This is a genomic window from Micromonospora sp. NPDC023644, assembly GCF_040640115.1.
In the GTDB taxonomy this organism is placed as follows: domain Bacteria; phylum Actinomycetota; class Actinomycetes; order Mycobacteriales; family Micromonosporaceae; genus Micromonospora.
This window is the reverse complement of the sequence record NZ_JBFABA010000061.1, coordinates 1-21,047: the sequence shown is the minus strand read 5'-3', so window position 1 is coordinate 21,047 and position 21,047 is coordinate 1. Positions and strand designations below refer to the sequence as shown.

Below are 21,047 nucleotides of genomic sequence, written 5' to 3'. Positions count from 1 at the left end.
GTCGCCCCCTGGTCGTCCGGGCTCGCGGGAGCCGGCAGCGGTCACGCGTCGCGGGGTCGCCGAAGGTGGCAGCCGGCCCTCTCGGCCCGGCGGGCCGAGGGGCGCGGGACGGGGGCCCGCCTCAGCCGGCCCGCTCGGCCCGGCGCAGCAGCGCGGCGGCGACGCAGCCGCCCGCGAAGACGGCCACGGCGCCGACCGTCTGGCCGGTCTCCAGGGCGGAGCGGAACGCGTCGGAGACGAGCGCGCGCTCCGACTCGCTCCGCGCGGCGGCCAGCGCGGCGGGGAACGACCCGGCGCCGGCCACGGCGGCGGGCAGCAGGGCGGCGAACCGGGCGTTGAGGATCGCGCCCAGCACGGCGATGCCGAGGCTGCTGCCGACCTCCGTCATGGTGCCGTCCACGCCCGCCCCGGCCCCGGCCTTCTCCGGCGGGATCGCGCTCATCACGGCCTCGACGATGGCCGGGTTGGCCACGGCGCAGCCGGCGCCCATCACCAGCAGGCCCGGCAGCAGCATCCCGTAGCCGTCCGTCGGGGCGTGGGTGATCAGGGCGAGACCGCCGGCGAGCAGCGTCATCCCGAGGGCGATCGACCACGCCAGCCCGATCCGGTGGATCACCCGCGCGGCGACCCCGCCCACGTTCAGCAGGACGATGGAGAGCGCGAACGGCATCATCCGCAACCCCGCCTCCCAGGCCGGGTAGCCGCGCACGAACTGGAGGTGCTGGGTCAGCAGGAACAGCGCGCCGGTCGCGCCGAAGGTGATCAGGACGACGCCGGAGACCGCGCCCACGAAGCGGGGGTTGCGGAAGAAGTGCATGTCCAGCATGGGGTCGGCGACCCGCCGCTCCCAGGCCACGAAGGCGGCGAGCAGCAGCACCCCGGCGACCGCCGCGCCGAGCACCGGGGCGGACCCCCAGCCCTGCTCCGGCCCGGCGATGATCGCGTAGACGACCCCGGTCAGGCCGGCCGTGGAGAGCAGCACCCCGCCCAGGTCGAGGCGGCCGCCGGCCGGCTGGCGCGACTCCGGCACCAGCGCCCACGCCGCCGCCAGACAGAGCAGCACGATCGGGACGTTGACGAGGAAGATCGCCCCCCACGGGAGGTGGGCGAGGACGAGCCCGCCGAAGGGCGGCCCGGCCGCGAACCCCAGCGCGCTCGCCGCCGCCCAGAGGCCGATCGCCCGGGACCGCTCGGCGTCGTCGAAGACCTGCATCGCCACCGCGAGGGTGGCGGTGACCAGCAGCGCGCCGCCGACCCCCATGCCGGCGCGGGCCGCGATCAGCTGGCCGCTGGACTCGGCGAGCCCGGCGACCAGCGACCCGAGCCCGAACAGCACGAGCCCGGCCAGCAGCATCCGGCGGCGGCCGTACCGGTCGGCGGCGCTGCCCGCGGTCAGCAGCAGCCCGCACTGGACCAGCGCGTACGCGTTGATCATCCACTGCACGTCGGCGGTGCTGGCGGCCAGTTCGGTCGTGAGCACCGGGATCGCCACGGTCAGCACGGTGTTGTCGAGCACCACGGTGACCTGGGCGAGGCAGAGCACGGCGAGGATCAGCCACCGGCCGCGCACCCGACCGGCCGGGGCGCCGACCGGCACCCCGGCGTCCGGCGCGAGCGTCGTGGCCGTCATCGGGCCGCCGGGGCGAAGCGGGCGATGGGGTTGGTCAGGGTGCCGACCAGTTGCAGCGCGGCCGACGGGTCGGCCAGGTCGACCATCTGCTGGTTGTTGCGCAGCTGGAGCCGGTTCAAGCAGGACAGCGCGAACTCCGGGGCGAACAGGTCGTAGCGCCGCAGCCGCTCGGCGAGGTGCGGGACGCTGTCGGCGTAGTCGGCGGCGCACTCGGCGACCGTCCGCCAGAAGGTCTCCTCGTCCAGCACGCCCTCGGTGGCGAGGATCGCGCTGAGGTAGCGCAGGAAGCAGTCGAAGACGTCGGTGAAGATGGAGAGCAGCTTCATGTCCTCCGGCACCTCGGCCCTGACCCGTCGGACCTGCGGGGGCAGGTCGGCGTCCGGGTCCATCACCACGATCTCCTCGGCGATGTCCTTGAAGATCGCCCGCTCGACCGTCCCGCCGTCCAGGACGAGGATGACGTTCTCGCCGTGCGGCATGAAGGCCAGGTCGTGGGCGTAGAAGCTGTGCAGCAGCGGGGTGAGGTAGGCGTCGAGGTAGCGGCGCAGCCACACCTGCGGCGCCAGCCCCGACCGGGCGATCAGCGCGGCGGCGAACGAGCGGCCGTCGCGGTCGGTGTGCAGCAGGGACGCCATGGTGGCCAGTCGCCGGCCCGGCTCCAGGGCGGGCACCGGGCTCTCCCGCCACAGGGCGGCCAGCATCTTGCGGTACGGGGAGTACCGGTCGGTGGCCGCCTCGTACTCCAGGTGCCGGTACCCGACGGCGGCCCGCTCGCGGATGATCGTGAGCCCGGTGCGCTTGAGGACCTCGTCGCCGTCGATCAGGTCGGCCAGCCAGTCGTTGATGGCCGGGGTGGCCTCCATGTACGCGGCGGAGAGCCCCCGCATGAAGCCCATGTTCAGCACGGAGAGCGCCGTCTTGACGTAGTGCCGGGACGGGTCGGTGACGTTGAAGAAGGTGCGGATGGACTGCTGGGCGAGGTACTCGTCGGGGCCGGGGCCGAGGCAGACCAGCCGGTGCTGCGCCACCTCGGCGGCGAAGGTGACGGAGGTCCTGTTCCACCACTGCCACGGGTGCACCGGGATGAGCAGATAGTCGCCCGGGTCGAGGCCGAGCCCGGTCAGGGTGTCGGCGAACCCGGCGAGGGTGTCGTCGCCGAGTTCGGCGCGGATCAGCGTGTCGTAGTCGAGGTCGGCGGCGCAGGTGAAGGTCGTCCGGTCGCGGTGCGCGGCCACCCAGATCAGCCGCACCGGCTTGCCGGCCTCCGGGGCGTACGCCCGGTATTCGTCGATGCCGAAGCCGATGCGGCCGTTGTTCGCGACGAAGCCGGGGTGGCCCTCGGTCATCTGGGTCTCGATGGTCTGGAAGTCCGCGTCGGCGAGCTCGGCGGCGCTGACGGCCGGCTTGTCGAGCTTGTACGCGGTGCTGGCCAGGGTGGAGCTGATCTCCTCCAGGTAGACGGGGAGGATCTGGTCGCTCAGGCCGAGCGCGCCCCGCAGGTCGAGGCAGAACTCCAGGGCGTCCAGCGGCAGCTCGGTGTCGCCGCGGTGGCGGGTGATGCTGTCGGCGTCGATGCGCCAGTGGTCGAGGGCCAGCAGGCTCGCGGTGAACCGGTAGACGACCTCGCCGTCGTCGCCGCGCACCTGGTAGCGCCGCTCCCCCGCCGGACCGGCGGGGTCGGGCTCGCCGGCGGGGACGGGCTCGGGCGCGAGGAGCCGCTCGTGGGCGAACTCGGCCAGCGCCTTGCGGACCAGCAGCCGGTTGGCATGGGCCCAGTTCGCGGGCGTCAGGTGGGCCACGGATGCGAGCGGGTTCACGCGGGCACGTCTCCTCGGGTTGCGGCGTGGAACTGGTCACGGGTGCAGACGCTGAGCAGCGCGTCCTTCTCGGGCTTGCGGATCGGGCCGACGATGGTGAAGCCGACGGCCGCGTTGAGGGCGTGCACCGCCGTGTTGCGCACGTCGGGCTCCACGACGACGCGCCGGGTGGCCGGGTCGGCGAAGAGCCACGCCATCACGGTGGTGATCACCGCCCGGGTGAAGCCGTGCACCGGCGCGTCGGCGGGCGCGCAGAGGAAGTGCATGCCGACGTCGCCGTCGGCCGCCTCGTACAGGCCGACGAGTTCGACCCGGGCGGGGTCGTACCGCTCTGCGAGGAAGGCCGGCCGGCCCTCGTGCAGGCCGAGGAACGCGTCGTGGTGCGGGTGCGCGGCGATGCGCCGGTACTCCTCGGCGACCCGGGCCGGGTCGGCGTCCTGCATCAGCCAGAACGCCGCCTTCGGGTGGGTCACCCAGCCGTGCAGCAGCGGCGCGTCGGCGTCCGGGTCGAGGGTACGCAGGGCGAACTCGCCGAGCCGGTCGTCGACCCGGCGGTGGACCACCTCGGTCACGACGCGGCCCCGGCCGGCACGCCGAACTCCTGGAAGGCGATGCCCTTCTCGATCGGGTAGTGCTCGCGGCCCAGCAGCTCCCGGATGATCCACGAGTTGCGGTACGGCCCCATGCCCAGGTCGGGCGAGGTGATGCTGTGCGTGTGGGTGCCGGCGTTCTGGAGGAAGATGCCCCGGCCGGTGTGGTCGATGCTGTAGTTGCGGGCCACGTCGAAGCGACCGTGCGCGTCCCAGCGGATCCGGTCGCGCACCGGCTCCAGGAACTTCGGGACGCGGTAGTGGTAGCCGGTGGCCAGCACCAGCCCCTCGGTGTCCAGCGTGAAGTCGCGCTCCTGCTCCACGTTGCGCAGGCCCAGCGTGTACGTCCCGCTCGGCTCGTCGTAGGCGGCGGTGGTCAGCGCGGTGTTGGTCAGCAGCCGGGTGCGGACCGGGCCGGAGATGCTCCTGGCGTAGAGCAGGTCGTAGATCTCGTTGATGAGGTCGGCGTTGATGCCCTTGAACAGCCCCTTCTGCTCGGACTCCAGCCGGTAGCGGGTGGGCTCGGGCAGGGCGTGGAAGTAGTCCACGTAGTCCGGCGAGGTCATCTCGAGGGTGAGCTTGGTGTATTCGAGGGGGAAGAACCGGGGCGACCGGGTCACCCAGTTGAGCTGGTAGCCGCACGTGTCGATGTCGCCGAGCAGGTCGTGGTAGATCTCGGCCGCGCTCTGCCCGCTGCCGACCACCGTGATGCTCCGCTTCGCGCGCAGCGCCGCCCGGTGCTCCAGGTACCGCGAGTTGTGGATCATGTCGCCGCCGAGCCCCGCGCAGGCGTCCGGCACGTACGGCGGGGTGCCGGTGCCGAGCACCAGGTGCCGGGCCCGGTAGGTGGTCGACTCCCCCGTGGCCGTCATCGTGACCCGCACGGTGTAGTGCTCGTCGGCCGGGTCGAACTCGACGGCGGTGACCTGCTGTCCGAACCGGACGCTGCGCAGCTTGCCGGCGGCCCAGCGGCAGTAGTCGTCGTACTCGCTGCGCAGGGGGAAGAAGCTCTCCCGGATGTAGAACGGGTAGAGCCGCCCGGACTCCTTGAGGTAGCTCAGGAAGGAGTACGGCGAGGTCGGGTCGGCGAGCGTGACCAGGTCGGCGATGAAGGGCGTCTGGAGCCGGGTCGACTCCAGCAGCATCCCGGGATGCCAGCTGAAGGTGTCCCGCGCCTCCAGGAAGATGCCGTCGAGTTCGTCGATCGGCTCGGTCAGGCAGGCCAGGCCCAGGTTGTACGGGCCCAGCCCGACGGCGATGAAGTCGTGCGTCGACATGCGGTTCTCCAGAACGGGGTGGATCGTCAGCCGACGGGGCAGGACAGCTCGGCGGTGGCCCTGGTCTGCGCGTACCAGCCGGCGTGTTCGGCGATGAGGTCGAGGACGTGGGCGATGTCGTCCATCGTGGTCTCGGGGTTGAGCAGGGTGAACTTGAGGTAGTGCGCGCCGTCGACCTTGGTCCCGGCGACGAGGCCGGCGCCGGAGGCCGCCAGCGCCTCGCGGGCGTACAGGTTGGCGTCGTCGACGACCTCCCGGCCGGCGGCGGCCGGCACGTAGCGGAAGACGACCGTGCTCAGCTGCGACCGGGTCACCACCTCGAAGCGGGGGTCCTCGGTGAGCAGCTGCCACGCGGCGGCGGCACGGTCGACCACCTCGTCGAAGAGCGCGCCGATCGCGTCCGGCCCCATGATCCGCAGGGTCAGCCAGAGCTTGAGGGCGTCGAAGCGGCGGGTGGTCTGGATGCTCTTGTCGACCTGGTTGGGGATGCGCTGCTCGACCATCCGGGCGGGGTTGAGGTAGTCGGCGTGCCAGGTGGCGTGCCGCAGCACGCGCCGGTCGCGCACCAGCAGCGCGCTGGAGCTGACCGGCTGGAAGAACGACTTGTGGTAGTCGACGGTGACCGAGTCGGCCCGCTCGATGCCGTCGAGCAGGTGCCGCCGGGTCGGCGACACCAGCAGCCCGCAGCCGTACGCGGCGTCGACGTGCAGCCAGACGCCGGCGGCCGCGCAGATGTCGGCGATCTGCGGCAGCGGGTCGATGGTGCCGAAGTCGGTGGTGCCGGCGGTGGCCACGACGGCCATCACCACAAGGCCCTCCTCCCGGCACCGGGCGATCTCCCGGGCCAGGTCGGCGGTGCGCATCCGCCGGTCGGCGTCGGTGGGCACGGTGACCACCGCGTCGGCGCCGAGGCCGAGCAGCTTGGCCGCCTTCTGCACGCTGAAGTGCCCGGCCGCCGAGGTGATGATGCGCAGCCGGGACAGCAGCTCCGGGCGGGACTGCCGCTCGGTCGCCCGGCCGACGAGGTTCGCGCAGGTCTCCTCGCGGGCCAGCAGCATCGCCTGGAGGTTGGACTGGGTCCCGCCGCTGGTGAAGATGCCGTCGGCGGCCGGCCCCAGGCCGATCCGGTCGGCGGTCCAGTCGACGAGCCGGCGTTCGATCAGGGTGCCGCCGGCGCTCTGGTCCCAGGTGTCCAGCGAGGAGTTGACGGCGCTGAGCACCGCCTCCCCGAGCAGCGCGGGGATCACCACCGGGCAGTTGAGGTGCGCCAGGTAACGGGGGTGGTGGAAGTAGACGGCGTCGCGCAGGTAGACGTCGTGCAGCTCGTCGAGCGCCGCCCCGCTGTCGCCCAGCGGCCGGTCCAGGTCGATGCCGGCGATCCGCGGCGCCAGCTCGTCCGGTGTCACGCCCGTGAACGGCCGGTCCGCGTCGGCCACCCGGGCCGCCACCCGGCCGATCCCCTCGGCCAGCACCCGCCGGTACTCCTCGACCGTGCCGGCGGTGAACAGGTGGGCGCGGGCGCCGTCAGACCCGGGGGTCACCCCGGTCGTAGGCACCTGGACGGTGGATCCGGGCAGGCTCATGCGGGTCCTCAGCGGTCGGGAATGGACGGTGGGGCGAGATGGCGGGACGTCACCATCCGCCCGCAGTCGGTGATCGAGCGAGCTTAGGTTACCCTAACCTAAGGATGTGTCAACAACGTTGCCCACATTGAGCGATATCACTCAACCCGGCAGCTTCGTCAGCTCCCGCTCGCCTGGCGCCACAACGGATTGGCGCCGGAACCGCCGCTGGTGGGCGAGGCCCAGCGCGACGCCGAGCGCCACCAGGACGATGGAGCCCACCGCGACCGCGGGGTAGCCGAACACCTCGGCCGCCGCCAGCGCGACGGAGGCCGCCACGAACGAGCAGACCAACCCGAACGACGACAGCACCGTGAAGTCCGTGCCGCCCGTGCCGGGCCGGGAGTAGTCCATGTTGACCGTGTAGAGCACGACGTTGGCGATCGTGTAGGCAGCCATGAAGCAGCAGAGCGCGACGACCGTCCCGGCGAGCGGGGCCCGGCCGTTCATCAACGGCAGCAGCATCGCCGTGGACAGCGCGAGCGCCACTCCCCCGGCGACGAGCACCCGGCCGCGCCCGAACCGGCCGATCGCGGCCCCGGCGACCAGACCGGCCACGATGGCCGGCAGGCTGGTCACCACGCCGGTCACCACACCGATGCGGCCCAGCGACCAGTCGGCGTCGACCAGGGCCGGCGTCACGAGGGCGTACGTCGCGCCCGCGCCGATGTAGACCAGGGGCACCACGCCGAAGGTCCACCAGCGGCAGCCGGGCTGGCCGAGCACGGAGAGCAGCGCCCGGTAGGCCTGGCCGGCGCTGGCGACGCGGTCGGTGCGCTCCGGCTCCCGGAACCGCCACACCACCAGCAGGCCGACGGCGGTCAGCGCGGCGAGCAGCAGGATCGCGGGCGCCCAGCCGAACCGGTCGTAGACGACCACGCAGGCGCCGCCGCCGAGCAGGTTGCCGACGTAGCTCGCGGCGACCTGGATGCCGTTACCGGTGCCCCGCGAGCGCTCGGAGAGCAGCCGGACGGCGACGGCGTCGACGGCGATGTCCTGCGTCGCGGAGAGGAACACGTACGCGACGCAGATCGCGACGACCGGGCCGAGCTGCCCCGCCGGGCGGTCGAACGGCAACAGGGCCAGCAGGGCCAGCACCAGGCCGCCCTGGAGCACCAGCAGCCACGAGCGGTAGTGGCCGCGGTGGCGGGAGCCGTACCGGTCGAGCAGCGGTGCCCAGAGGAACTTGATCGGCCAGACCAGACCGACGAACTGGAGCAGCGCCAGCGTGTCGAGGGAGGTGCCGCCGTCGCGCAGGATGGCGGTCAGCCCGACGGTGATGAAGCCGATGCCGAGGTACTGCGTGACGTAGAGCGCGGTGAGCGTGCCGAGCCGACCTCTCACCTGGCGCTCCAGTAGGCCAGCGAGGTGAGCTGGTGCTTGCCGACGCCCAGGGTCCGCCGGACGTGCTTGGTGATGCCCCGCGTGCTGGCCGCCTCGCAGGCCACCCAGTAGTGGGCGTCCTCGGCGGCGGGCAGGGCCGCGCAGACGGTCTCGACTAGGTGCTGCCCGTCGTCGCGGCGCGGCACCCAGTTGACGTCGTGCGTGGCCGCGGCGCGCGGCGCCAGCTCCTTCTCGCCCTCGTGGGCGTACTCCAGCCAGACCGTCGCCGGGGTGTCGGGGGCCGCGGCGAGCAGGCTGTTCACCGCCGGCAGCGAGGCGGCGTCGCCGACCAGGTACAGGTGCCGCGGCGCGGGGTCCGGCAGGCTGAACGCGGTGCCCTGCACGGTGGCGTCGATGGTGTCGCCCACCTGGGCGGCGGCGGCCCAGCGGGCGGCGCACCCGTCGTGGATGGCGAACTCCAGGTCGAACCGGCCGGTCGCCGGATCCGGGTCGACGAGGGTGTACGCGCGCTGGTGCGGCTTGCCGTCGTTGTCGAACCACAGCCGGACCCACATGGTGGGGTGTACGCCGCACGCCTCCAGCAGCCCGCCGCCGTCCATGCGCAGCCGGCGGTAGTGCTCGCCGACGGACTCGGTGCCGAGCACGGTCAGCCGGAAGTCACGGCCGCCCATCGCCTTGAGCACCAGGGCTTCCCAGTTTCGCTTCACGCACCCCTCCAGGTAAGGTCTGCCTCAGTTAGGGGAGGGTAGCCTAAGTTGACGTTCCTGTGGCAGGCGGGACGACCGCCCATCCGCGCAGCGCACCGATGAGCGGCATCCATCGTGACCGGTGGGGAGTCCCGCACCTGCGCGCCGACTCCGTCGACGGCCTCGCCCGGTTGCAGGGGCGGGTCGCCGCCCTCGACCGGGCCTGGCAGATCGAGGTCGAGCGGTGGCGCTCGGAGGGCCGGCTCGCCGAACACGTCGGTCCCGCCGAGCTGGGCTGGGACACGTTCGCCCGCCGGGCCCGCCTCGACGACACCGCCCGGCGCTGCTTCGAGCGGCTCGCCCCCGACACCCGACGGTGGATCACCGAGTACGTCGACGGGGTCAACGAGGCGCTCGCCGAGGGCGCCGCCGCGGCACCCGAGTTCGCCGCGGTCGGCTGCGCCCCGGGGCGGTGGCGGCCGTGGTCGCCGCTGGGTGTCTTCCTCGTCCAGCATGTGCTCTTCTCCACCTTCCCCAACAAGCTGTGGCACGCCCACGTCGCCGCCACCCTCGGTCCGTCCGCGACCGACCTGTTCGCCGTCGAGGGCCCCGGCGGCTCGGGCAGCAACGCCTGGGCCGTGCCCGGCGACCCCAACGCCGGGCGGGCGCCGGTCATCGCCGGTGACCCGCACCGCATCCTCGAACTGCCCGGCATCTACCAGCAGGTGCGCCTCGCCTGCCCCGAGTTCGACGTGTTCGGCTTCGCGTTCCCCGGGGTCCCCGGCCTCCCCCACTTCGGACACGCCGGCGAGGTCGCCTGGGCGGTCACCAACGCCATGGCCGACTACCAGGACCTCTACCGCGAACAGCTGCGCCGCGACGGCGACCGGGTCCTCGTCCGCGAGGCGGACGGCTGGGTGCCGGCGCACCGGCACGTCGAGCGGATCGAGGTCCGCGGCGGCGGACCGGAGTCCGTCGAGGTGATCGAGACGCCGCGCGGGCCGGTCGTCGACCACGACCGCAGCACCGGCGAGGCGCTCAGCCTGCGCACCCCCAGCCGGGTCGAGCAGCGCCTCGGCTTCGACGCGCTGCTGCCGCTGCTGCGGGCCCGCAACGCCGACGACGTCGCCGACGCGCTGCGCGACTGGGTCGAGCCGGTGAACAGCGTCCTGGTCGCCGATCGGCGCGGAAACATCCGCCAGCTGGTCGCCGGCCTCGTTCCGCTGCGCGACGACCGGTGCCGCCGCGAGCCCGTGCCCGGCGGGGATCCGCGGTACCGGTGGCACGGCGGTTACGCCGAGCCGCGCCGGACCGCCGTCGACGGGCCCGCGGTCTGCGCCAACGACCGCCGCCCCGACGTGGCGGACCTCGGCACCGGCTTCGCCCCGCCGCACCGCGCCCGCCGCATCCGTGCGCTGCTGGCCGAGGGCGCCCGGCCGGAGGCCGTACACATGGACACCCGGCTGGAGGCCGGGGCGCTGCGGGGCGTGCTCGACCGGGTCGACCCCGGCGGGCTCAGCGAGCCGGCGCGGCGCCTGCGGGACCGGCTTACCGCGTGGGACGGGCACATGCGGGCCGACAGCGCCGACGCCGGCGCCTGGGCCGCCTGGCGCGCGGCCCTGGCCCGCCGGCTGTACGACCATCCGTGCCTGCGTCCGCTGCGCGACGCCCCGAGCGCGTTCGACGGCCTGTTCGCGCCGTGGACCGACCCGCTGTCCCGCATCGGTCACGCCCTGGACGGGGTGGCCACCGGGCTGCACCGCCTCGGCGGCGACATCGGCCCGGTGGCGGCCGGGGCGCTCGAGGACGTCGCGGCGGGCGACCCGCCGGGGCCGTGGGGCCGGCGGCACGTGCTGCACCCCGTCCACCTCGGCGTGGCGGCGGCGACCGACGAGGCGGTGCGGGCCATGCGCGAGCGCGTCGCGCTGGCCGGCGACGCCGACTGCGTGCTGGCCACGTCGAGCGTGCCCGGGGTGTCCGACGCGTGCTGGCGGGGCCCGGTGGCCCGCTACGTGTGGGACCTGACCGACCGCGCGGAGAGCCGCTGGATCGTCCCCTTCGGCGCGTCCGGGCGCCCGGGCGACCCACACTTCGACGACCAACTGCCACTGTGGGCCGGCGGCGAGCTGGTCCCGGTGGTCACCGACTGGCGAGAGCTCACCCGAGAACCAGGAGACGCGACACCGTGACATACCAGGAGAAGATCCCCGGCTTCGGCGAGCTGTCGCTCGTCGCGCTGGACCCGAGGGCCCACGCGGAGCTGGTGCACGGTTGGGTGACCGAGCCCAGGGCGGCGTTCTGGGGCATGGGCTCGCACTCGGTCGACGAGGTGCGGGAGATCTACGAGTTCGTCGACAGCCTCGCCACCCACCACGCGTACCTGATCATGCTCGACGACGCGCCGATCGGCCTGTTCCAGACCTACCAGCCGGAGGCGGACCCGGTCGGCGAGCGCTACACCGTGCGGCCCGGCGACGTCGGGATGCACCTGCTGCTCGCTCCCGGCAGGCGCCCGCCGAAGGGCCTCACCACCGCCATCGGCCCCGCCCTCGCCCGGTTCCTGTTCCAAGACCCCACCCGGCTGCGGATCGTCGTCGAGCCGGACGTCCGCAACGAGCGCGCGCTGGACCGGCTGCGGCGGGAGGGCTTCACCTTCGCCGACGAGATCGACATGCCCGACAAGCGGGCCCAGTTGGCGTTCCTGACCCGGGAACGGTTCGAGTCGGACCACGCCGTACCCGCCTGAGAAAGTGCGGTGCGACCGCGGTCGGTCGCGCGGCTGCTGGTCGGATGACGGGTGGTCCGCGCGCTGCGATGCGGCGGCGGTCGGCGAGCCGGTCCGCGGGCGAAGGGGTCGGCGAGGCACGGCCGCACGGCGAGGCCCCGCCGGATGCGACGGGGCCTCGCGGGGACGGGTCGGTCAGGCGGTGGGGAAGTTGTCCGGCGTACGGATGCGGTCCCGCATCAGGGCGCCCGACTCGGTGAGCACCCCCGGGCCGGTGTACGTGCTGCCGGCGCAGGTGCCCGGCCGCAGCGCGGCGCTGCCCTCGGCCTTGTCCGAGTAGGTCCAGTTCGCGTAGCTGATCTTCAGGCGGTCCAGCAGGTCGAGCCAGGCGTTGCTGCTGGCGACGTCGACCGCGCCGTCACCGGTGTAGGCCACCGTGCCGAACTCGGTGACGAACAGCGGCAGCCGGGCGGCGGCCCGCTCCACCTCGGCGCGGTAGTTGTCCCGGTGGGACGCGGCGTAGAAGTGGAAGGTGTACATGACGTTGGTCGCGTTCACCGGGTTGTCGATGACCTCGTTGGCGTTGGCGCCGTCGGAGACGCCCAGCGAGGACCAGCCGCGCGTGCCGACCACGACCACCGCGTCCGGGTCGTTGGCGCGGATCACCGGGATGACCTGCTCGGCGTAGCTCTTGATGGTCGCCCAGCTGACGCCGTTGGGCTCGTTGGCGATCTCGTAGATGACGTTCTTCTTGGCGGCGTTGCGGGCGGAGACGGCGGCGAAGAAGGTCTTGGCCCGGTCGAGGTTGTGCATCGGGTCGCCCGGCGTCAGGGTGTGGAAGTCGATCAGCGCGTACATGCCGCGCTGCTCGGCCTCGTCGACCAGGGCGTTGACCCGGTTGGTGAAGCCGGCCGGGTCGGTCTCGTAGCCGTCCTCCTGGACGTACATGGCGATCCGCAGCAGGTCGGCCCGCCAGTCGTCGGCCAGCGCGTCCAGGGAGGCGTCGTTGTAGCAGCGGGCGAACCACTGGATGCCGTGGGTGCTCATGCCCCGCAGCTGGATCGGCCGGCCGTACTGGTTGCACAGGTTGACCCCGCACACCCGCAGCTGGCCGTTGACCGCGACCGGGGTCTGCCCGCCCGGTGGTGGGGTCGTGGGCGGCGGGGTCGTGGGCGGCGGCGTGGTGGAGGCCGGCGGGGTGGTCGGCGTGGTGGCGCCGGTGCAGGCGGTGCCGTTGAGGGTGAACGTCGTCGGCGCGGGGTTGGCGGCGCTCCAGGTGCCGTTGAACCCGACGCTGGTCGACGCGCCGGTCGCCAGCGCGCCGTTCCAGCTCACGCTGCGCGCGGTGACGGCGGCGCCGGTCTGGCTCCAGGTGGCCGACCAGCCCTGGCCGACCCGCTGCCCGGCGTCGGGGAAGGTGAAGCCGAGCGTCCACCCGTCGACCGCGTCGCCCAGGTTCTTGATCGTGATGTTGGCGGTGAAGCCACCGGACCAGCTGCTGGTGGTGTAGGTGACGGCGCAGCCGGTGGCGGCTTGGGCGTCGGCGGCCGGGACGGCGGCCGACGCCGCGACGGTCAGCGCGCCGACCGCGCCGGCCATGACCAGGGTGCGCCGGGACGGGCGCGGTAGGAGCTTCATGCGGGTGCCTTCGCTTCCGATCGGTGGTGGGGGTGCCGGCGGCACGGGGCGGCGGGACGCCGCGTCCGCCCGGACGGGTACGCCGACGCGGCCCGGCGACGGGCCGTCACGGCGGGAGGCCCGCGGAGATCCCCTGCCCACGGGGTCCGGGAGCGCTCCCACCTACGGCAGCCTAGGCGCGCCCAGGCCTCCTAGCAACATGGACGCACATCGACCCCTGCCCACGACGCGCGCCGGCCCCGGGGCGGTGCCCCGGGGCCGGCGTGCCGACGGAGTCGGTCAGAAGGTGGGGGCCAGGTAGAGCAGGCGGTTCGGCGAGCCGGTGCCCGGGTTGGTGATCACGTTCGGCGTGGCCTGGCTGACCAGGTACGAGTGCACCTGGGCGGGCGTCCAGCTCGGGTTGACGCTGAGCACCCGGGCGGCCGCACCCGCGACGTGCGGCGAGGCCATCGAGGTGCCGCTGATGGAGGAGGTGGCGGTGTCGCTGGTGGACCAGGCCGACAGGACGCCCACGCCCGGCGCGAACATGTCGGTGCAGGTGCCCCAGTTGGAGAACGAGGCCCGCGCGTCGTTGCTCTGCGACGCGTTGACGGTCAGCGCCGTCGGCACGGAGGCCGGCGAGAAGTTGCAGGCGTTGGCGTTCGAGTTGCCGGAGGCCACGGCGTAGGTGACGCCGTCGGCGATCGAGTTCGCCACCGCGGAGTTGAGGGACGCGTTGTAGGAGCCGCCGAGGCTCATGTTCGCCACCGCGGGCTGGCCCGCCTGGTGGTTGGAGGTCACCCAGTTGATGCCGGCGATGACCTGCGCCCACGTGCCGCTGCCCTGGCAGTTCAGCACCCGGACGCCGATCAGCCGGACGTTCTTCGCGACGCCGTAGGTGTTGCCGCCGACGGTGCCCGCGACGTGCGTGCCGTGGCCGTTGCAGTCGGTGGCCGGCAGCGCGTTGTCGACCGCGTCGAAGCCGTCGATGGCCTGGCCGGCGAAGTCGACGTGGGTGGTCCGGATGCCGGTGTCGATGATGTACGCCGTCACGCCGGTGCCGCTGCTGTTGTAGGTGTAGGTGCCGCTGAGCGGGAGGGTCCGCTGGTCGATGCGGTCCAGGCCCCACGGCGGGTTGTTCTGGGTGGCCGTCGTCGACACGGTGTGGTTCTGCTCGACGTAGTCGACGGCGGGGTGCGCGGCGAGGCGCTTGGCGGCCCGCTCCGACAGCTTCACCTCGAAGCCGTTGAGCGCGTCACCGTAGACGTGACCCACGCTGCCGCCGAAGCGGGCGGCGAGCGAGCCCGCGGTGCTCTTCACCTCGCCCTGCCGGGTGCCGGCGCGGCCACCGACGCTGCTGTCCTTGAGTACCACGATGTAGCTGTCGGCTACGGCCGTCGCGCCACCGGCGCTGCGGATCTCGCCGGTGGCCGAGGCCGCCGCCGGAGCGCCGATCATGGTCGTGACCATGGCGGCGCTGGCGAACACGCTGGCCGCCGCGGCGAGGGTACGCCGATGAGTGCGAGGGAGTGTCATCTCCCGGTCCTCCTACTGTGGTGGCCCCCGGGTGGCTCGTGGCGCACCCGACAGGCGGTCTGGACGATGAGCAAACCTTAGCCGCCGCATTCATGATCGTAAATTTTGTTGATGTTCACGATGTGAGGACGATGTTGAGAAAAAGGGGCCGTGAATGCCTTGCGTGAAACGGGATTCCATTGAGATACGTCTACTTTTCTGGTTGACTGCCGGGGGAGCGCGGGCCGTCACACATCGCACCTCGACCCGTAACGGGAGTTCCTCCACCATGCTCCGAAGGCCCCTGATCCATGCCCTGTCCGCCGCGCTGGCGGCGATCCCCCTCGCTCTCGCCATCGGGCTCACCGCCCCCTCCCCCGCCCTGCCGGCGGCCGCCGCCGCACCGGTGCGGGTCATGCCGCTGGGCGACTCGATCACCGGCTCGCCCGGCTGCTGGCGCTCGGTGCTCTGGAACCAGCTCCAGTCCGCCGGCCACACCGACGTCGACTTCGTCGGCACGCTCGGCCCCCAGGGCTGCGGCCAGCCGCACGACGGCGACAACCAGGGACACGGCGGCTACCTGGTGACCGCCGTGGCGAACCAGAACCTGCTGCCGGGCTGGCTCGCCGCCACCCGGCCCGACATCGTCCTGATGCACTTCGGCACCAACGACGTGTGGAACGGCATCCCGCCCGCCACCATCCTCGCCGCGTACGGCAGGCTGGTGGAACAGATGCGGGCCAGCAACCCGGCGATGCAGGTCCTCGTCGCGAAGATCAGCCCCATGGCGCCACCCTCCTGTCCGGAGTGCGGCCAGCGGGTGGTGGCCCTCAACGGCGCGATCGACGGCTGGGCGGCGGCGACCAGCACCCCGGCCTCGCCGGTGGTGGTGGTCGACCAGTGGACCGGATTCAGCACGGCCACCGACACCTACGACGGCGTGCACCAGAACGCGTCCGGCGACCGGAAGATCGCCGACCGGTGGTACCCGGCGCTCGCCGCGGCGCTGGGCGGCGTCGCGCCGACACCCACCGGCAGCCCCACGCCGACGCCCACCGGTCCCTCCGTCGGCTGCACCGCGAGCTACCGGGTGGTGGGCCAGTGGCAGGGCGGCTTCCAGAGCGAGGTGACGGTACGCAACTCCGGCGCCGCGCCGGTCTCCGGTTGGACCGTCCGCTTCCCGCTCGCCGAGGGCCAGCGGATCAGCCAGCACTGGAACGCCCAGGTCTCGCAGAGCGGGGTCGAGGTCACCGCCCGCAACGTGGACTGGAACGGCGCCCTCGCCCCCGGGTCGGAGGCCACCTTCGGCCTCCTCGGCAGCACCTCCGGGGGCGCCGCCGCCGGCGCGGTGAGCTGCACGGCCGCCTGACCCGGGCCACCCGACGGCCGGGCCGACGCGGCCGGCCCGGCCGTCGGGGCGCACCGCAGCCCCGATGTAGCCCACATCTCGGCCCGAAGTCGAGTGACGTTCATCACATGCCCACACTCGACGCTCCCTCCGGCCCGCACCCGGGACCGCACAACGGAATTCCCTTCCGGCGGCCCAGATCCGCGCCGCCCCCACCCCCCGCGCCAACGGCGGCCTCGACACGTACCGAGCCGTAACTCGTACGGAGAGTGACCCGGCGCGCCGTCGGCACGGGGCAGCGGCTCCCTCGGGTTCCGCCGCCCACCGTCGCGGTTTGCGGCCCTCACTACCCTGATCGTTGATCCCGTGCCTGGGCACACGTCGACAGCGATAAGGGCTTCACATGAGCGACAGTTACCCTCCGTACGGAGGGCAGCAGCCGGACCCGAACGTCACCCCCTGGAGCGGGCCGCCGGCCCCGCAGCAGGGCGGGTACCCGGGATACGGGCAGCCAGCGCAGGCGCCGCAGTTCGGCGCCCCTTTCCCGCCGCCGAAGAAGTCGAACAAGGGCCTGATCATCGGGCTGGTCGCCGGCGCGGTGGTCCTCGTGCTCGCCATCTGCGGCGCCGGCATCGGCCTCGTGCTCGTCAACGGTGACGACGAGGAGCCCACCACGATCGCGACCGGCGGCCCCAGCCCCGACCCCGGTGCCACCGGCACGCCGGGCACGGACGCCTCCCCCACCCCGGGGCAGCAGGAGACGCAGGAGCCGAGCAACAACGCGGTGACCGCCCGCTACTCCAGCGACCTGTCCAACGTCTGCGAGGGTGGCCAGATCCTGAACGCCGCCCCCTACAGCGGCCCGTCCGGCGCCAAGGCGTACACGTTCTCGAACAACCCCGACCGGCCGACCTTCTGGTCGTCGAAGTCGGTCTCCTCGGACAAGCCGTACTACGCCAAGAGCGCCGACTTCGAGACGGTGTCGGTGGTCGGCTGCCTGAAGTTCGTGGAGGGCAGCGAGGGCGCGCCGAAGAAGTGCCAGTACAAGGACAGCGCGGGCAAGCAGGTCACCATCGACTACATCTCGTCGCGCTACACGCTGACCTTCTACGCCGCGAAGACCGGCGAGAAGATCGGCGACGGCGGCACCGTCACCGCCCCGGCGGCGCGCTGCCCGAGCTTCATCTCGTACAACAAGAGCACCATGAAGTCGTACGCGGCGCCGGACTCCGGCAGCATCGAGGCCGCCCTGGACAAGTTCCTGTCCTGAACGGCTCCGTCGACGGGTGGGGAGGGACGGGACACCGTCCCTCCCCACCGTCGTCTTCGCTCGTCGACGCGGCGGTCCCGGCCCTCGTCGCCCGTCGACGCGGCGGTCCCGGGACGACGACACGGGGTGCGCGGCCGGAAGGCTGACCACAGCGGGGCCGCCACCGTCCGAAGACGGTGGCGGCCCCGCTGGCGCAGGTCCGTCGTCAGCGGCGCGCCGGCGCCGCCCGCCCGGCGGCGTCCACGCTCACCTGGTCGAAGGCCGGAGCGCCGTCGACGGCGTCGGCGGCCACGGCCGTCGACCTGGCGGGGTCGGGCAGGTCCAGGCTGCTGCGCAGGCCGACCGGCTTCAGCAGGACCGCGGCGATGACGCCGACGACGGCGATCGCGGCGGAGATGAGGAAGATGTGGCCGGTGGCGTCCCCGTACGCCGCGCGGACGATCTGCTGCACCGCGCCGGGCATGGCGTCGAGGTTCAGGCTGCCGGCTCCCGCGCTACCGGAGGCGGGGATGCCGGCCGCGGAGAGATCGGCGGTGATCTGGTCGGTGACCTGCCGGGCGAGGACCGCGCCGAGGACCGAGACGCCGATGGTGCCGCCCAGCGACCGGAAGAACGCGACGGTGGAGCTGGCCGCGCCGATGTCCCTGAGCGAGACGGTGTTCTGCACGGCGAGGACGAGGTTCTGCATCGTCATGCCGACCCCGACACCGACGATGAACATGGCCGTGCCGACCAGCACCAGCGAGGTCTCGTGGTCGATGGTGCCGAGCAGGGCGAAGCCGATGACGAGCACGACCGCGCCGAACACGATGTACGGCTTGATCTTCCCGGTCCTGGTGATCAGCCGGCCGGCGACGATCGACGAGATGAGGACGCCGGCCATCATCGGGATGGTGAGCAGCCCGGCCTCCGTCGGGCTGTAGCCGCGTCCGATCTGGAAGTACTGGCCGAGGAAGACGGCGCCGCCGAACATCGCCATGCCGACCGCCAGGCTGCCCAGGATGGCCAGGGCGGTGGTCCGCTGACGGACGAGATCGAGCGGGACGACCGGCTCGTCCGCCCGGGACTCCACCCGGACGGCCAGGGCGAGCAGCGCGACCGAGCCGCCCACCATGGCGGCGGTCTGCCAGGAGGCCCAGGCGAACGCGTCGTCCACGAAGGAGATCCAGATGAGCAGCACGCTGACGCCGGCGGCGATCAGGGTCGCGCCCAGATAGTCGATCTTCACGTTCTCGCGACGGACCGTCGGCAGGCGCAGGGTGAAGTGCAGGAGGACGAGCGCGACGGCGGCGACGGGGACGCCGACGAAGAAGCACCAGCGCCAGCCGAGCCAGGACGTGTCGACGATGAGCCCGCCCAGCAGCGGGCCACCGACCGTCGCCACCGCCATGACGCCGCCGAGGTAGCCGTTGTACCGGCCGCGTTCCCGGGGCGGGATCATCGCCGCGATGGCGACCTGGACGAGGGCCTGGAGGCCGCCGACGCCGATGCCCTGGAACGCGCGGGCGGCGATGAGCTGCTCGGCGGTCTGGGCGAACCCCGCGATCACCGAGCCGACCAGGAAGACGGCGATGGCGACCTGGACCAGGAGCTTCTTGTTGAACAGGTCGGCGAGCTTGCCCCAGATGGGGGTGGTCGCGGTCGCGGTGAGCAGGGTGGCGGTGACCACCCAGGTGTACTGGGTCTGCGACCCGTTCAACGCGCCGATGATGTTCGGCAGCGCCGTCGAGACGACGGTGCCGCTGAGCATCGCGACGAACAGCACCAGCAGCAGGCCGCTGAGGGCCTCCAGCGTCTGCCGGTGTGTCATCGGCGCGTCGCCGGCCGTGGTGGTGGGTGCGCTCATCGCGCGGCCTCCAGGTTGTCGTGGTGTCCGAGGGCGGTCTCGATGTCGCGGGTGAACCGGCCGAGCGCGGCGGCGAGCGCCGCTACCTCCGCGGGGGTCCAGTCGGTGAGCGCGGTGTCGAGGATCCGGCCGTACCAGTCGTAGGTGTCGGTCAGGGCGGCCCGCCCGGCCGGGGTGACGGTCAGCAGGCTGGCCCGCTTGTCGGCGGGGTCGGCGCGCCGCTCGACCAGGCCGTGGCTGACGAGCGAGGCGACGGCGCGGCTGACGGTCGACGGGTCGAGCCCGCTGCGGGCAGCCAGCTCGCGGGCGTGGCAGTCGGCGGGCAGCTTCTCGATCTGCATGAGGAGGCCGGCGAGGCCGACCGGCACGGCCGGCCGGACGTCGACCCGGTGCCGTTTGATCAGCCGTACGCTCCTGATCAGCTCGGACAGCCTCGCACCGAGCTCGCGGCCGACAGTCTCCACGCCGCCCTCCCCTGTCGCAGATGGTTGCCGCACACAAGCATCTGCCGATCTTGCTCAATGTGCAAGTTTGCGCGATGAGAACTGAGTCACCGCCCCGTAGGCTGTCGCCCATGGAGGAGACCACCGGGCTGCGCGAGCGCAAGAAGGCGGCCACCCGCCTCGCCCTGCACGAGGCGGCCCTGCGCCTCGCCACCGAGCTCGGGCTCGACCGGGTGACCGTGGAGGCCATCGCCGACGCCGCGAACGTCTCCCGCCGGACGTTCTCCAACTACTTCTCCAGCAAGGAGGAGGCGGTCTTCCACGGCGACGCCGTACGGCTGCGCCGGCTGCTGGAGCTGGTCCGCCGGCAGCCGGCCGACGCGCCGCCGTGGGCCGCGCTGAGCGGGGCCGCCGAACGCCTCGCCGTCGAGGCGTACGGCAACGCGCCGCCCTCCTGGCTGGTGCGCCGCCGGCAGCTACGCGGTCACCCGGGCCTCGTCGCACACCAGATCGCGGCCTACACCACCATCGAGCGCGAACTCGCCGACGACATCGCCCAGCGGCTGACCGGCCCCGACCGGGCGCTGCGGTCCCGCGTCCTGACGGCGACCTTCCTGGCCTCCCTGCGCGTCGCCATCCAGCACTGGATCGACCACCCCGACGGGCCGCTGCTCGACATCCTCCGGACCGCGCTCGCCGAGGCCGGCTCCGCCCCGGCCGCCGCGCCCGCGCCACCCGCGGCCCGCTGACGCCCGACTGCGACACCGAGGAGGAGATCGACCGTGTGGACGGCGAACGGGATCGAGCTGGTGTCGCGCTTCCCCGTCGACGACCTGGAGCTCAGCGCCCTCCACGCCCGGGCCTTCGGTGGCGCTGTCGGGCAGGTGACGCGGTGGGCCGAGCGGCTGGAGCGGCACGCGCTGACGTGGGTCGGCGCCTTCGACGTCGGCCGCCTGGTGGGCTTCGTCCAGGTCTGCTGGGACGGCGGGGCGCACGCCTTCCTGCTCGACACGGCGGTGGACCCCGGGTGGCAGCACAGGGGGATCGGCGCGGACCTGGTCCGGGTTGCGGCCGACGACGCTGCGGCTGCGGGCTGCGAGTGGCTGCACGTCGACTTCGAGGCACACCTGGAGCCGTTCTACCTCGAGCGGTGCGGGTTCCGGCCCACCTCCGCAGGCCTGCTGCGACTGCCTGGACGTCAGCGCGCCGAGGGGGCGTAGCCAGCCGAGCGCGTGCGCGGTCACCCGCCGGGGGGGGGGGGGGGGGGGGGGGGGCGCGCCCCCCCCCCCCCCCCCCCGGGGACCGAAGCCAGACAGA

17 protein-coding genes are annotated in these 21,047 nt (G+C 73.1%); 6 read left to right on the top strand and 11 right to left on the bottom strand.

The window, feature by feature from the left end; all coding sequences use genetic code 11:
* Window positions 1–121: 121 nt before the first annotated feature.
* The 7 genes from AB0G08_RS26915 to AB0G08_RS26885 all read right to left on the bottom strand — a co-directional run bounded on the left by AB0G08_RS26915 (window position 122) and on the right by AB0G08_RS26885 (window position 8,987).
* A complete protein-coding gene (locus AB0G08_RS26915; RefSeq protein ID WP_358092727.1) occupies window positions 122–1,630 on the bottom strand; it encodes an MFS transporter in 1,509 nt (502 codons plus the stop codon).
* The gene (locus AB0G08_RS26910; protein WP_358092725.1) at window positions 1,627–3,447 is read right to left on the bottom strand and encodes an IucA/IucC family siderophore biosynthesis protein; all 1,821 of its coding nucleotides are present in this window, start codon (window positions 3,445–3,447) and stop codon (window positions 1,627–1,629) included. Before AB0G08_RS26910 ends, AB0G08_RS26915 begins: the two co-directional genes overlap by 4 nt.
* Window positions 3,444–4,010: a GNAT family N-acetyltransferase gene (locus AB0G08_RS26905; RefSeq protein ID WP_358092753.1), complete on the bottom strand. Its 567-nt coding sequence runs from the start codon at window positions 4,008–4,010 to the stop codon at window positions 3,444–3,446. Before AB0G08_RS26905 ends, AB0G08_RS26910 begins: the two co-directional genes overlap by 4 nt.
* 5 nt (window positions 4,011–4,015) lie before the next feature.
* Window positions 4,016–5,314, bottom strand: coding sequence for a lysine N(6)-hydroxylase/L-ornithine N(5)-oxygenase family protein (locus AB0G08_RS26900; RefSeq protein WP_358092722.1), 1,299 nt, complete (start codon window positions 5,312–5,314; stop codon window positions 4,016–4,018).
* Window positions 5,315–5,340: 26 nt separating this feature from the next.
* Window positions 5,341–6,897 carry an aspartate aminotransferase family protein gene (locus AB0G08_RS26895; protein WP_358092719.1) on the bottom strand — a complete coding sequence of 519 codons (1,557 nt, stop codon included), beginning with the start codon at window positions 6,895–6,897 and terminating at the stop codon, window positions 5,341–5,343.
* A 141-nt stretch (window positions 6,898–7,038) separates the two neighbouring features.
* Window positions 7,039–8,280: an MFS transporter gene (locus AB0G08_RS26890; RefSeq protein ID WP_358092716.1), complete on the bottom strand. Its 1,242-nt coding sequence runs from the start codon at window positions 8,278–8,280 to the stop codon at window positions 7,039–7,041.
* Window positions 8,277–8,987, bottom strand: a complete 711-nt coding sequence (locus tag AB0G08_RS26885) for a siderophore-interacting protein (RefSeq protein ID WP_358092713.1) — start codon at window positions 8,985–8,987, stop codon at window positions 8,277–8,279. Before AB0G08_RS26885 ends, AB0G08_RS26890 begins: the two co-directional genes overlap by 4 nt.
* 98 nt (window positions 8,988–9,085) lie before the next feature.
* Here AB0G08_RS26885 and AB0G08_RS26880 point away from each other — a divergent pair, with 98 nt between their 5' ends.
* On the top strand, window positions 9,086–11,155 hold the full coding sequence (locus AB0G08_RS26880; protein WP_358092710.1) for a penicillin acylase family protein: 2,070 nt from the start codon (window positions 9,086–9,088) through the stop codon (window positions 11,153–11,155).
* On the top strand, window positions 11,152–11,712 hold the full coding sequence (locus tag AB0G08_RS26875; RefSeq protein ID WP_358092707.1) for a GNAT family N-acetyltransferase: 561 nt from the start codon (window positions 11,152–11,154) through the stop codon (window positions 11,710–11,712). The genes AB0G08_RS26880 and AB0G08_RS26875 overlap by 4 nt, the downstream gene beginning before the upstream one ends.
* A 174-nt stretch (window positions 11,713–11,886) precedes the next feature.
* Here the strand turns inward: AB0G08_RS26875 and AB0G08_RS26870 are convergent, their stop codons facing one another.
* The gene (locus tag AB0G08_RS26870; protein ID WP_358092704.1) at window positions 11,887–13,329 is read right to left on the bottom strand and encodes a cellulase family glycosylhydrolase; all 1,443 of its coding nucleotides are present in this window, start codon (window positions 13,327–13,329) and stop codon (window positions 11,887–11,889) included.
* A gap of 279 nt (window positions 13,330–13,608) precedes the next feature.
* Window positions 13,609–14,844, bottom strand: a complete 1,236-nt coding sequence (locus AB0G08_RS26865) for a S8 family peptidase (protein WP_358092701.1) — start codon at window positions 14,842–14,844, stop codon at window positions 13,609–13,611.
* Window positions 14,845–15,112: 268 nt separating this feature from the next.
* On the opposite strand from AB0G08_RS26865, the gene AB0G08_RS26860 reads away from it, so the two are divergent.
* Window positions 15,113–16,192 carry a cellulose binding domain-containing protein gene (locus tag AB0G08_RS26860; protein ID WP_358092698.1) on the top strand — a complete coding sequence of 360 codons (1,080 nt, stop codon included), beginning with the start codon at window positions 15,113–15,115 and terminating at the stop codon, window positions 16,190–16,192.
* Window positions 16,193–16,574: 382 nt separating this feature from the next.
* Window positions 16,575–17,441 carry a hypothetical protein gene (locus tag AB0G08_RS26855; RefSeq protein WP_358092695.1) on the top strand — a complete coding sequence of 289 codons (867 nt, stop codon included), beginning with the start codon at window positions 16,575–16,577 and terminating at the stop codon, window positions 17,439–17,441.
* Window positions 17,442–17,646: 205 nt separating this feature from the next.
* Here the strand turns inward: AB0G08_RS26855 and AB0G08_RS26850 are convergent, their stop codons facing one another.
* Together AB0G08_RS26850 and AB0G08_RS26845 are read right to left on the bottom strand one after the other, a co-directional pair.
* Window positions 17,647–19,287, bottom strand: coding sequence for an MDR family MFS transporter (locus AB0G08_RS26850; RefSeq protein WP_358092692.1), 1,641 nt, complete (start codon window positions 19,285–19,287; stop codon window positions 17,647–17,649).
* The gene (locus AB0G08_RS26845) at window positions 19,284–19,751 is read right to left on the bottom strand and encodes a MarR family winged helix-turn-helix transcriptional regulator (RefSeq protein WP_358092690.1); all 468 of its coding nucleotides are present in this window, start codon (window positions 19,749–19,751) and stop codon (window positions 19,284–19,286) included. Before AB0G08_RS26845 ends, AB0G08_RS26850 begins: the two co-directional genes overlap by 4 nt.
* A 110-nt stretch (window positions 19,752–19,861) precedes the next feature.
* On the opposite strand from AB0G08_RS26845, the gene AB0G08_RS26840 reads away from it, so the two are divergent.
* Window positions 19,862–20,479, top strand: coding sequence for a TetR family transcriptional regulator (locus AB0G08_RS26840; protein WP_358092687.1), 618 nt, complete (start codon window positions 19,862–19,864; stop codon window positions 20,477–20,479).
* Between the two features lie 33 nt (window positions 20,480–20,512).
* Complete coding sequence (locus AB0G08_RS26835; RefSeq protein ID WP_358092684.1) at window positions 20,513–20,950, top strand: GNAT family N-acetyltransferase; 438 nt, start codon at window positions 20,513–20,515, stop codon at window positions 20,948–20,950.
* The last annotated feature ends 97 nt before the right edge of the window (window positions 20,951–21,047 follow it).